Source organism: Rhodococcus sp. AZ1, from assembly GCF_054979605.1.
On sequence record NZ_JBUEQF010000005.1, the window covers coordinates 42,045 to 54,056 of the forward strand.

General features: G+C 70.7%; 12 protein-coding genes. 6 read left to right on the forward strand and 6 right to left on the reverse strand.

Translation table 11 applies throughout. From position 1 onward, the window contains the following. The first annotated feature begins 68 nt into the window (after positions 1-68). The gene (asnB, locus tag ACY48E_RS07785; RefSeq protein WP_462871578.1) at positions 69-1,994 is read left to right on the forward strand and encodes an asparagine synthase (glutamine-hydrolyzing); all 1,926 of its coding nucleotides are present in this window, start codon (positions 69-71) and stop codon (positions 1,992-1,994) included. 11 nt (positions 1,995-2,005) lie between these two features. On the opposite strand, the gene ACY48E_RS07790 is transcribed toward asnB, so the two are convergent. The 3 genes from ACY48E_RS07790 to ACY48E_RS07800 all read right to left on the reverse strand — a co-directional run bounded on the left by ACY48E_RS07790 (position 2,006) and on the right by ACY48E_RS07800 (position 4,607). Beyond that, on the reverse strand, positions 2,006-2,983 hold the full coding sequence (locus tag ACY48E_RS07790; RefSeq protein WP_462871579.1) for a carbohydrate kinase family protein: 978 nt from the start codon (positions 2,981-2,983) through the stop codon (positions 2,006-2,008). A gap of 90 nt (positions 2,984-3,073) precedes the next feature. After that, positions 3,074-3,448 (reverse strand): HesB/IscA family protein, encoded by a 375-nt coding sequence (locus ACY48E_RS07795; RefSeq protein WP_462871580.1) that lies wholly within the window; start codon positions 3,446-3,448, stop codon positions 3,074-3,076. 100 nt (positions 3,449-3,548) lie between these two features. Beyond that, positions 3,549-4,607, reverse strand: coding sequence for a glycerate kinase family protein (locus tag ACY48E_RS07800; protein WP_462871581.1), 1,059 nt, complete (start codon positions 4,605-4,607; stop codon positions 3,549-3,551). Positions 4,608-4,710: 103 nt separating this feature from the next. On the opposite strand from ACY48E_RS07800, the gene ACY48E_RS07805 reads away from it, so the two are divergent. The 4 genes from ACY48E_RS07805 to ACY48E_RS07820 are packed head-to-tail and all read left to right on the forward strand — an operon-like array spanning position 4,711 to position 7,719. Continuing rightward, positions 4,711-5,358, forward strand: coding sequence for a DUF3043 domain-containing protein (locus ACY48E_RS07805; RefSeq protein WP_462871582.1), 648 nt, complete (start codon positions 4,711-4,713; stop codon positions 5,356-5,358). A gap of 9 nt (positions 5,359-5,367) precedes the next feature. Beyond that, the gene (locus ACY48E_RS07810; RefSeq protein ID WP_462871583.1) at positions 5,368-5,895 is read left to right on the forward strand and encodes a bifunctional adenosylcobinamide kinase/adenosylcobinamide-phosphate guanylyltransferase; all 528 of its coding nucleotides are present in this window, start codon (positions 5,368-5,370) and stop codon (positions 5,893-5,895) included. 16 nt (positions 5,896-5,911) lie between these two features. Further along, positions 5,912-6,961, forward strand: a complete 1,050-nt coding sequence (gene cobT / locus ACY48E_RS07815) for a nicotinate-nucleotide--dimethylbenzimidazole phosphoribosyltransferase (RefSeq protein WP_462871584.1) — start codon at positions 5,912-5,914, stop codon at positions 6,959-6,961. Between the two features lie 2 nt (positions 6,962-6,963). After that, positions 6,964-7,719, forward strand: a complete 756-nt coding sequence (locus ACY48E_RS07820) for an adenosylcobinamide-GDP ribazoletransferase (RefSeq protein ID WP_462871585.1) — start codon at positions 6,964-6,966, stop codon at positions 7,717-7,719. Between the two features lie 18 nt (positions 7,720-7,737). Here the strand turns inward: ACY48E_RS07820 and ACY48E_RS07825 are convergent, their stop codons facing one another. Both ACY48E_RS07825 and gcvT read right to left on the reverse strand, forming a co-directional pair. Beyond that, positions 7,738-8,838: a branched-chain amino acid aminotransferase gene (locus ACY48E_RS07825; protein ID WP_462871586.1), complete on the reverse strand. Its 1,101-nt coding sequence runs from the start codon at positions 8,836-8,838 to the stop codon at positions 7,738-7,740. Between the two features lie 54 nt (positions 8,839-8,892). Further along, positions 8,893-10,032 (reverse strand): glycine cleavage system aminomethyltransferase GcvT, encoded by a 1,140-nt coding sequence (gene gcvT / locus ACY48E_RS07830; protein ID WP_462871587.1) that lies wholly within the window; start codon positions 10,030-10,032, stop codon positions 8,893-8,895. Positions 10,033-10,113: 81 nt separating this feature from the next. Between gcvT and ACY48E_RS07835 the strand changes: the two genes are divergently transcribed. Continuing rightward, positions 10,114-11,610: a leucyl aminopeptidase gene (locus ACY48E_RS07835; RefSeq protein ID WP_462871588.1), complete on the forward strand. Its 1,497-nt coding sequence runs from the start codon at positions 10,114-10,116 to the stop codon at positions 11,608-11,610. Positions 11,611-11,631: 21 nt separating this feature from the next. On the opposite strand, the gene ACY48E_RS07840 is transcribed toward ACY48E_RS07835, so the two are convergent. Then, on the reverse strand, positions 11,632-11,973 hold the full coding sequence (locus tag ACY48E_RS07840; RefSeq protein ID WP_462871589.1) for an oxidoreductase: 342 nt from the start codon (positions 11,971-11,973) through the stop codon (positions 11,632-11,634). Between the last annotated feature and the right edge of the window lie 39 nt (positions 11,974-12,012).

The window sequence follows — 12,012 nt, forward strand, 5'->3', positions numbered from 1 at the left end:
CCGACCGCCGTGGATCGGCGAGGCGCCGGGGGCCGACCGACCGGGTGAGAGAAGAGGGGTTCGACGCTGTGTGTGGACTGCTGGGACTGCTGACATCGGACGCCTCCGCGCACGGCGTCGTCGAGGCGGTGGACCGGGCGTGTCACTGCATGCGACACCGCGGTCCCGACGATCCCGGCACGTGGAACGACGACGACGTGGTGTTCGGCTTCAACCGCCTCGCGATCATCGACATCGCGCATTCGCACCAACCGTTGCGGTGGGGTCCCGCGGACGACCCCACCCGCTACGCGCTGATCTTCAACGGTGAGATCTACAACTACATCGAGCTCCGCGAGACCCTGGCCGCCGAGCACGGCGCCACCTTCGCCACCGAGGGCGACGGCGAGGCCATCGTGGCGGCCTTCCACTTCTGGGGCGACAGTGCGGTGCAACGCCTACGCGGGATGTTCGCCTTCGCCATCTGGGACACCGTCACCCGCGAGCTGTTCCTGGCGCGCGATCCGTTCGGTATCAAGCCGCTGTTCTGGGCGAGCGGTCCGGGCGGGACGGCATTCGGGAGCGAGAAGAAGTCACTGCTGGAGTTGCTGCCCACGCTGCAGGTGGGTGAGGGTCTCGATGCTCGCGCGATCGCTCAGTACGTCGCTCTGCAGTACGTGCCGGAGCCGCTGACGCTGCACTCGGCGATCGGTCGACTCGAATCCGGTTGCTTCGCCCGCGTCTCCCCTGGTGGCACACCAGTGCAGACCAGGTACTTCCACCCGCGGTTCCCGGTGAGCCCGTTCGCTGCGAACACCGAGCAGAGCCGGTACCGGGCGATCGCGGAGGCGCTCGAGGATTCGGTGGCCAAGCACATGCGGGCCGATGTGACGGTCGGCTCGTTCCTGTCCGGGGGTATCGACTCGACGGCCATCGCCGCACTCGCGATGCGGCACAACCCGAACCTGATCACGTTCACCACGGGCTTCGAGCGCGAGGGCTACTCGGAGGTGGATGTGGCCGCCGAGTCGGCCGCCGCCATCGGCGCCCGGCACGTGGTCAAGGTGGTCGGGCCCGAGGAGTTCGCGGCGTCGATCCCCGAGATCGTGTGGTACCTCGACGACCCCGTGGCCGACCCCGCGCTGGTGCCGCTGTACTTCGTGGCCAAGGAGGCCCGCAAGCACGTGAAGGTGGTGCTCTCCGGTGAGGGTGCGGACGAGCTGTTCGGCGGCTACACCATCTACCGGGAGCCACTGTCACTGTCGACGTTCGACCGGCTTCCGGGCGGTCTGCGTCGACTGGCGGGGAGGGTGAGCGAGATCATTCCCGAGGGAACCCGCGGCAAGAGCCTGCTGCACCGCGGTTCGATGACCCTCGAGGAGCGGTACTACGGCAACGCCCGCAGTTGGGACGACGCGCGGCTGCGTGCGGTGCTGCGCGAGTTCCGTCCCGAATGGGCGCACACCGACGTCACCGCCCCGATCTACGCGCAGTCCGTGGGGTGGGATCCGGTGGCGCGGATGCAGCACCTGGATCTGTTCACGTGGCTGCGCGGGGACATCCTGGTCAAGGCCGACAAGATGACCATGGCCAACTCGCTCGAGCTGCGGGTGCCGTTCCTGGACTCCGAGGTGTTCCGGGTGGCCGAGCAGCTGCCGCTCGAGCAGAAGATCACTCCGGCGACCACCAAGTTCGCTCTCCGACGGGCACTCGACGGCATCGTGCCGGCGCATGTGCTCGAACGCGCCAAGCTCGGCTTCCCGGTGCCCCTGCGCCACTGGTTGGCCGGGCCGGAACTCTTCGACTGGGCCCGCACCCAGATCGCCGAGTCCCAGACCGATCACCTCCTGGACAAGGCGATGATCGTGCGGATGCTCGACGAGCACCGGGCGGGCCCGATCGATCACAGCCGCCGACTGTGGACGGTGCTGGTGTTCATGATCTGGCACGCGATCTTCGTGGAGAAGCGGATCACCCCGACCATCGCCGAACCCACCTATCCCGTCCGCCTGTAGGGCGGGCGAGCTCAGACGGGCAGGACCGCGAGGATCTCCTCGGCCGCCTCGTCGCCGTACGCACCGGCCAGACGCTTGGCGGCGTCCTCGCGGACGAGGGTCCATTCCTGCGTGCCCGTGGTCTCGAGCACCAGCACCGCCACGAACGATCCGAGCTGCGCGGCTCGCTCGAGGCTAAGGCCCCGCGAGCGGGCGTGCAGGAACCCGGCGCGGAACCCGTCCCCGACGCCGGTGGGGTCGACCTTGCCGTTCTCGGGCACCACGTCGACGTGCACGGTCGATCCGTCGCTGTCGACGATGGCGACACCGCGCGAGCCGAGGGTGGTCACCCGCAGGCCCACCTGCGCGCGGATCTCGTCCTCGCTCAGCGACGTCTTCTGCAGCAGCAGACCCCACTCGTACTCGTTGGTGAACAGGTAGGTGGCGCCGCCGATCAACGCGCGCGCCTGGTCACCGGTGAGCCTGGCGAGCTGCTGGGACGGGTCGGCGGCGAAGGCGATGCCCAGGTCACGGCACTGCTGCGTGTGAGCGATCATCCCGTCCGGATCGTGCGCGCCGATCAGCACCAGGTCGAGTTCGCGGTCGGCAGCGATGTCGGCGATCGAGATGTCCCTCGACTCGCTCATCGCCCCCGGGTAGAACGAGGCGATCTGAGCCATGTCCTCGTCGGTGGTGCACACGAATCGCGCGGTGTGCGCGGAGGTGGAGACCGCCACCCCGCTGCAGTCGACGCCGTTGGACTCGAGCCACGGCTGGTACTCGGTGGCGAAATCGGCCCCCACGGCCCCCACCAGCAGCGGTGAACCACCGAGCACGCCGAGCGCGTAGGAGATGTTGCCGCCGACACCGCCGCGCCGGATCACCAGGTCGTCGACGAGGAAGCTCAGGGATACGTGGGCGAGCTGGTCGACGAGGAACTGCTCGGCGAATCGACCGGGGAACCGCATCAGGTGGTCGGTGGCTATCGAGCCGGAAACAGCGATGGTCACGTCCGGGGGCCTCTCGTGTCGAGTACACACGGCGACGCCGGCGCCGCCGAGCAGCGCCGGCGTCGCCGGTCGGTCAGGTGAGCGCGAGCGTCAGTTGAACGAGTCGCCGCAGGCGCACGAGCCGGTCGCGTTGGGATTGTCGATGGTGAAGCCCTGCTTCTCGATGGTGTCGACGAAGTCGATGGACGCACCCTCGACGTACGGGGCGCTCATCCGGTCCACCGCGAGCTTGACACCGGAAAACTCGGCGACGAGATCCCCGTCCAGGGAACGGTCGTCGAAGAAGAGCTGGTAGCGCAGACCCGCACACCCACCGGGCTGGACGGCGATCCGCAGGGCGAGATCGTCTCGGCCTTCCTGGTCGAGCAGCGCCTTGGCCTTCGAGGCGGCGGAGTCGGTCATGATCACACCGTGGGTGGCCACCTTGGTGGCGGTATCGGTGGTCGCGTCGTTCTGAACGGTCATGGGATCTCCCTCTCGATGAGGTCGCAGCCGGTCGGTCACCGGAGCACCTGGACCTTCTCGGTACTGCCAACGGTACCCGTGGGTGCACTATTCCACGAGTTCACCCCGGCCGGTACGCCGCGGCTATGCGTGCTGCCAGGCCCACGAGCTGGCCGCGGGCATCACTCATCGCGAGTTCGACGGAACCGGCGTGATCGGTGAGCGAGTGCGCCGAGGCAATGGCCGCGCCCGCGATCTCGGCGTCGCTGAGCGCCACCTGCCCGGCCACCACCACCGTGGGCACGCCGTGCCGCGCCGCCGCCCCGGCCAGGCTCGTGACCAGCTTGCCGCGTAGCGACTGCGAGTCGAACCTGCCCTCGCCCGTGATCACGAGATCGGCGGCGGCCAGGGTGGCATCCTGGCCCGTTCGCCGCGCCACCACCTCCGCACCCGAGACCCGCTCCGCGCCCACGGCGAGCAGGGCAGCGCCGATTCCACCCGCCGCACCCGCACCGGGCTCGGCGGTCACGTCACGACCGGTCGCGGCAGCGAGCACCGCGGCCCAATCGGCGTTGCGCTGTTCGAGGGTGACCACGGCGGTGACGTCGGCACCCTTCTGCGGCCCGAACACCGCCGCCGCGCCCAGCTCTCCGAGCAGGGGGTTCTCGACGTCGGTGGCGGCGATCAGCTCGATCCCCTGCAGCCGACCGAGGGCGGCCTCCACACCGCCGAGGGCATCGATCATCCCGCGACCGCCGTCGGTGCAGCTGCTGCCACCGAGCCCCACCACGACGGTGCGCGCACCGTGGGCGAGGGCGTCGGCGATCAGGTCGCCCACACCGGTGCTGTGGGCGTCGAGGCTGCTCTGCCGGCTCGGCGCCCCGCCGAGCAGGTGCAGACCGCACGCCGCTGCGGCCTCGACATAGGCGTCGGACCCGTCCTGGAGCCAGGTGGCCTCGACCGGAGTTCGCAGCGGACCGGAGACGGTGAGGGTGCGGCGAACCGAGGTCGGGAGAGCGGCGGCGAGAACGTCGACGAAGCCGGGCCCGCCGTCCGATCGCGGGAGCTCGACGATCTCGTCGTCAGGGCGCCCGCGAACCCACCCCTCGGCGATCGCGGCGGCGGCCTCGACGGCGGTGAGGGTGTCACCGAAGGAATCGGGAGCGATCATCACGCGCACCGCCCGAAGTGTAGGGCGATTCGGCCGCCCCGTCAGCACGGACCGACGTCCGTCGAGCACCTCGATGCTCGCCGGGGGGTGCGCGTCGAATAACCTGGGTGGCGTGAAGATGCCACGCTTCGGCGCGCCGCGGGAGGACGAGCTGTCCACGGCAGCGGCCACCGGTACCGATCCCGCACCGAGCGCACCCAGCGAGGGCAAAGGTCGCCCCACCCCCAAGCGCCGCGACGCGCAGGCTCGGCGCCGCGGCCCGGTGGCCCCCGCGCCCATGACGGCGAAGGAGGCCCGCGCCCGGCGCAAGGCAACCCGCGGCACGCGTGCCGAACGCAAGGCCGCCGCCGCCGCGCGCCGGTCCGACGCCGCCGATCGCCGCGCTCGCATGATGGCCGGTGAGGAGAAGTTCCTCCTCGCTCGGGACAAGGGACCGGTGCGTGGCTTCGCCCGTGACTACGTCGATTCCCGCCGCAGCCTGCTGGGGCTGTTCATCCCCCTCGCGCTGGTGGTGTTCGTGACCCTGTTCCTCGCGCCGCGGCTGCAGGCGCTGGTCACGCTCACCGTCACGATCCTGATGATCTTCCTCGTCATCGACGGCGTCCTGCTGGCTCGGCGGGTCAACCGCGCGGTGGCCGAGCGATTCCCCGACTCCACCGACGGCGGGGCGCGTCTGGGTTGGTACGTCTTCGTGCGGGCCTCACAGCTGCGTCGCATGCGCGCACCGAAACCGCGCGTGAGCCCCGGCGACGCGATCTGAGCGGCGAGCATGCGCACGCTGGTGCTCGGCGGCGCACGGTCGGGCAAATCCGCGCTCGGTGAGCGGTGCGTGGGCGAGGGACCGGTGCTCTACATCGCCACCGGCCGCCGACGCGTCGACGACGCCGACTGGACCGCGCGCATCGAGGCCCACCGGCGCACTCGCCCCGAGCACTGGAGAACCGTGGAGATCACTGCGGCCGACGACGTCGCGAGCGTCCTTACCGCCACGGACGACGCCGCCGCGGTGTTGATCGACGATCTGGGCACCTGGCTGACCGGCGCGATCGACGACGCCGACGCGTGGGAGCGGCCCCGCGGCACCATCGCACCGACGGTCGATCGGCTGGTGGACACGATCACCCGCCACACCGGTGACGTGGTGCTGGTGACGCCCGAAGTGGGGCTGGGAGTGATCCCGCCGACGCGGGCGGGCAGACTGTTCCAGGACGAGATCGGAACGCTCAACGCACGCCTGGCGGCGCTGTGCGATCGAGTCCATCTGGTGGTGGCGGGGCTCACCACCACCCTCAAGTGAACGCGAAAGGCCCACGGTGACAACCGAACCTCTCTTCGCCGATGTGGTGGCACCGGATGCGCAGGCAGCTGCGGCGGCGCGGGCCCGGCAACTGACCCTGACCAAACCCGCGGGTTCACTGGGCCGCCTCGAGGCGCTCGCCGAGTGGGTGTCCGCGTGCCAGGGCCAGTGCCCGCCCGCCGAGTTCGCCCGCCCGCGGGTGGTGGTCTTCGCCGGTGATCACGGGATCGCACACCACGGGGTCTCGGCCTACCCGCCTGCGGTGACCGCGCAGATGGTCGCCAACATCGCCGGGGGCGGGGCCGCGGTGAACGTGCTGGCGGCGACGATGGGCGCCACGGTGCGCGTGGAGGACATCGCCGTCGACACCGACGCGCCGGGCTCGACGTTGAAGGTGCGCCGGTCGAGCGGATCGATCGACCGCGAGGATGCCCTGACCGTGGACGAGGTGCGCCGCGCGCTCGAAGCCGGCCGGACGATCTGCGACGAGGAGGTCGACAGCGGCGCCGATCTGCTGATCGCCGGCGACATGGGTATCGGCAACACGACCCCGGCAACGGTGCTGATCGCCGCCCTCACCGACACCGAGCCGGTGGCCGCAGTCGGTCGCGGCACGGGGGTCGACGACGCCGGGTGGATTCGCAAGACCGCGGCGATCCGGGACGCGATGCGACGGGCTCGGCCGGTGGTGCGCGATCCGTGGGCGCTGTTGGCCACCGTCGGCGGTGCGGACCTCGCGGCCATGACGGGTTTCCTCATCCAGGCCGCGGTACGGCGCACCCCGGTGATCCTCGACGGGGTCGTCGTGACCGCGGCAGCCCTCGTCGCCGAGGATGCGGCCGCCGGATCCAAGGCATGGTGGGTGGCCGGTCACCGATCGACCGAGCCTGCGCATTCCCTTGCGCTCGAGCATCTCTCACTCGATCCGATCCTGGACCTGTCCATGCGTCTGGGTGAGGGCTCCGGTGCGCTGACGGCCCTGCCGATCCTCGCGGCCGCGGTGAACAGCCTGGTGTACATGGCCACGTTCGACTCCGCGGGCGTCAGCACGGCCGACGGCGCCTGAGCGTGCTCGGCGGGCTCCGCACGGCACTGTCCTGGTTGACGGTGCTCCCCGTGCGCGGGGCCACCGAGGTCGACAGAGCGGTCGGCCGATCGGTGATCGTCACCGCGCCCGTCGTGGGTGCACTCCTCGGCGCCGTGATGGCGGCGACGGCGTACGGGGCTGCGGCACTGGGTCTTCCGAGCATGGTCGTCGGCCTGCTGGCCGTGGCGGTTCACGCGGTGTCGACGCGCGGCATGCATCTGGACGGGCTCAGCGACACCACCGACGGTCTCGGCTGTTACGGCGGTCCCGAGCGTGCCCGCGAGGTGATGAAGTCCGGCGGCGCCGGCCCGTTCGGGGTGGCCGCACTGACACTTGTCCTCGGGCTGCAGGCGGCGACCATCGGCACCCTCGCCGCCGAGCACCGGCTTGCCCCGATCGTGGTCGCCGCGACCGTGGCCCGGGTGGCAGTGGTGATCGCCTGTCGGCGCGGTATCGCACCGGCGGCGGACACCGGCTTCGGCGCCCTCGTGGCGGGCACGGTCGCGCCCCTGCCCGTCCTGGCGTGGTTCGCGCTCGCCGTGGTGGTGGCCGGTGCGGCGACGGCACCGACCTGGTGGGTGGGCAGTGTCGGGGCGGTGGCGATTCTCGGAGCGGGGGCACTGTTCGTGCGCCACTGCGTTCGCCGGTTCGGGGGGCTGGTCGGTGACGTTCTCGGGGCTCTGATGGAGCTGACCACCGCAGCTGTGCTGGTGCTGTGCCTCACCGTTTCCCGCTGAGGGAGACCCCGGTGTGCGTCAGCGGACGCGCAGGACGCTCATCCAGCCGTGGGTGTCGGCGAAGGTGCCGCGCTGGATGCCGGTGAGGGTGTCCCGCAGCGCCATGGTCTGCTCGCCGGCGCCGCCGTCACCGACGGTGAACTCACCCTCGGCCGACTTCACGCGACCCACCGGGGTGATCACGGCCGCCGTGCCGCACGCGAACACCTCGGTGATCTCACCGGACTCGGCCTTCTTCTGCCACTCGTCGGTGTCGATGCGGCGCTCCTCGACGATGAACCCTGCGTCCGCAGCGAGGGTGAGCAGCGAGGCGCGGGTGATGCCGGGGAGCAGCGAACCGCTCAGCGACGGGGTGACCAGTCGAGCGTCCGGGCCGTTGCCGAAGATGAAGAACAGGTTCATCCCGCCCATCTCCTCGACGTATCGTCGCTCGATCGCGTCGAGCCAGACCACCTGATCGCAGCCCTCGTCCGCGGCCTGCGCCTGCGCGAGCAGCGACGCCGCGTAGTTGCCGGCGAACTTCGCCGCACCGGTGCCGCCCGGTGAGGCCCGCACGTACTCGGTGGACAACCACACGCTCACCGGCTTGACGCCCCGCGGGAAGTACGCGCCAGCCGGGGAGGCGATGAGGATGTACCGATAGGCCTTCGCCGGCCGCACGCCCAGGCCCACCTCGGTGGAGAACATGAACGGACGCAGGTAGAGCGACTCCTCGCCGCCCGCGGCGGGCACCCAGGCGTGATCGACCGACAGCAGCTGCTCGATCGATTCCCGGAAGAGCTCGACCGGCAGCGCCGGCATGGCCATCCGCGATGCCGAGGACTGCAGGCGCTCGGCGTTGGCCTCGGGACGGAAGGCTGCCAGCGACCCGTCGGGCTGCCGGTAGACCTTGAGGCCCTCGAAGATGGCCTGGCCGTAGTGCAGCACCATCGCTGCCGGGTCGATCTCGAACGGGGCGTAGGGGGTGAGCACCGCGTCGTGCCACCCCACGCCCTCGGTGTAGTCGATGACCACCATGTGATCGGTGAAGTGCGCCCCGAAACCCGGTGCCGCCAGTACCGCATCGCGTGCCTCGTCGGACGTCGGGGACGGGTGCGGGACTCGGGTGAACTCGATCATTCGGTCATCGTAATCCACCCCTACCGGGCAGGCAGCATGCTTTTCGGGTGCTGCTCAGCCAGCGGTACGGGCCTCGACGAACGGCGGTCGTACCACCTCGGCTTCGACGGCGCGGCCCCGCACGTCGACCTCGACGCGATCGCCCACCGAGAGCGATCCGGCCTCGACGAGCGCGAGAGCGATACCCACCTTGAGCGTCGGTGAGAAGGTGCCCGACGTGGTGACGCCGACGGGTGCCCCGTCACGCAGCACGGTCAGCTGCGGCCGAAGTACTCCCCGACCGGTGGCCCGCAGACCCACGGTGGTGCGAGGCGCTCCCTCGCCCTTCTGCGCCAGCAACGCCGCCCGCCCGAAGAACTCCGCCTTGCCCCACCCGACGGCCCACCCGCAGCGCGCTTCCAGCGGCGTGATGGACGGGGACAGCTCGTGCCCGTGCAGCGGGTACCCCATCTCGGTGCGCAGGGTGTCGCGGGCGCCGAGACCGGCGACCTCCCCGCCGATCTCGCGCACCGCGGCCACAACGGCGTCGAACACCGCTCCCGTGTCCGCCCACGTCGGCAGCAGTTCGTATCCGTGCTCGCCGGTGTAGCCGGTGCGGCACACCCGAACTCGTGATCCCGACGCCGCGGGCAGTGTCGATCCCGGCGCCGCGGGCAGGGTCACCGTGGCGTCGACGAAACCCATGTAGTCCATGTCGGTGGGCAGACCCAGCGCTGTCAGAACGTCGGTCGACCGCGGCCCCTGCACCGCGAGCACTCCGTACTCACGGTGGAGGTCGGTGACGGTGATGCCCGCCGGGGCCGCAGCCGTCAGCGCGGCCACCACGGCTGCGGTGTTGGCGGCGTTGGGAACCAGGAACACCTCGTCGTCGCCGACCCGGTAGGCGATCAGATCGTCGATCACACCACCGGAGTCGTTGCAGCACAACGTGTATTGCGCGCCGCCGGCCCCAACCTTGTCGAGATCGGCTGTGAGAGTGGAGTTCACGAACCGCGCCGCACCGGGGCCCTGAACCAGGGCCTTGCCCAGATGGCTGACGTCGAACACACCCACGGTGGTGCGCACCGCCGTGTGTTCGGTGACGGTGCCCGCGTACGACACCGGCATCGACCACCCACCGAACTCCGCGAAGGTTGCTCCGAGCGACTCGTGCCGGTCACGGATGGGTCCCTGCAGCAGGTCGGTGTCGGTCATGACCAGCACGGTATCGGACGCCGATCGGCGTCGGGCCTAGCATCGTGGTACCGCCGCACACCGACCACAGGAGTTGCCCACGTGAGCACACACGCCCTCGGACCCGACCTCGCCGCCGCGACCAGTATCGAACTCGCTGGAGCGGACACAGCCCTCGACGCCGTCGTGGTGGGGCTCACCGGCGGCGACGAGCCGGCCCTGGTGGGCGCGCACCATCTCGGCGACGCCGCGGCGGAGATCCTCCGAGCGCTCGTGGTGGTCGGGGCGAGCGGCGCGGTGGAGCAGATCACCCGCATCCCGGCACCGGCGGGCACGGGCGCTCCGCTGGTGATCTCGGTGGGTCTGGGCACCGATCCCGATGCCGAGACCGTGCGGCGCGCCGCCGGTGTCGTCGCCCGCTCGTGCACGGGTCTGACCGCGGTGGCGACCACCCTGTCCGCCGTCGACCTTGCCGCGGCGGCGGAGGGGTTCTTTCTCGGTGCCTACCAGTTCACCTCCTTCAAGTCGGAGCTGTCGGCACCGAAGCCCGACGGCGTCCGCGTGGGGAGGGTGGTGCTGCTGGTCCCCGACACCGAGGCCGCCGCAGCGGACCTCGCTCGCTCGACGGCCATCGCCACCGCCGTCGCCACCGCTCGCGAGTTCACCAACACCCCGCCCTCGCACCTGTACCCCGCCGAGTTCGCCGACCGCGCCCGCGAACTCGGCGAGGCGGCGGGTCTGACCGTCGAGGTCAAGGACGAGGCCGAACTCGAGGCGGGCGGCTTCGGCGGCATCATCGGCGTGGGCAAGGGCTCGTCGCGACCTCCGCGCCTGGTCACCCTGCGCTACGAGGGCGGCGGCGAGAAGTCGGTGGCGCTGGTGGGCAAGGGCATCACCTTCGACACCGGCGGAATCTCGATCAAGCCCGCCGCCGGCATGGAGAACATGACCTCCGACATGGCCGGTGCCGCCGCGGTGATCGCCACGGTCGTGCTCGCCGCCCAGCTGCGACTGCCCCTGACGGTCACCGCCTACGTGCCGATGGCGGAGAACATGCCGTCGGCCACCGCCCAGCGACCCGGCGACGTGCTGACCCAGTACGGGGGCATCACCGTCGAGGTGATCAACACCGACGCCGAGGGGCGCCTGATCCTCGCCGACGCGATGGTGCTGGCCTGCGAGGCGGGACCGGACTACCTCATCGACACCGCAACCCTGACCGGTGCGCAGATGGTGGCGCTGGGCAATCGCACACCGGGCGTGATGGGCACCGAGGAGTTCCGCGATCGGGTCGCCGCGCTCTCGCGCAGCGTCGGCGAGAACGGGTGGGCGATGCCGTTGCCGGCCGAGTTGCGCAAGGACCTGGATTCTTCCGTGGCGGATCTGGCCAACGTCACCAATCACCGGTGGGGCGGAATGCTCGCGGCAGGGCTCTTCCTGAAGGAGTTCGTGGCCGAGGGCGTGCAGTGGGCGCACATCGACGTCGCGGGCCCGGCGTACAACACCGGCGCACCCTTCGGCCACACCGGCAAGGGTGGCACCGGGGTGCCGGTGCGAACCATGTTCGCCGCGCTGGAGGACATTGCGAGCAACGGCTGACCTGTGGTCGCCGAGGCGGCCCTACTCGGCCTCTCGGCGGCGCCGCTCGAGGATCCGCACGCGGGCGTCGTGGTCGCGCATGCGTTGGGGATAACCGGTCTTGCGCACGTCGTAGACCGGGATCTTCAGGTCCTTGCCTAGTCGTCGGGCACCGGCCTCACCGCCGATGGGCCGACGCGTCCACTCTCCGTCCACGGCGATCAGCACCACCGTCAGCGGCGTCACCGTGGTCTGCGGCTCGACGTAGGCCTCGACACCGGTGCGTGCCCGAGCCCACTGTTCGAGGTACTGCAGATCGGTCGCAGCAGCTCGACCCGACGTGCGGCGCGACCTGCGCACGCGGAGACGGTCGAACAGGCCCATCGGCTACTCCTCGGTAATGGGTCGATCACCAGCGGGGAA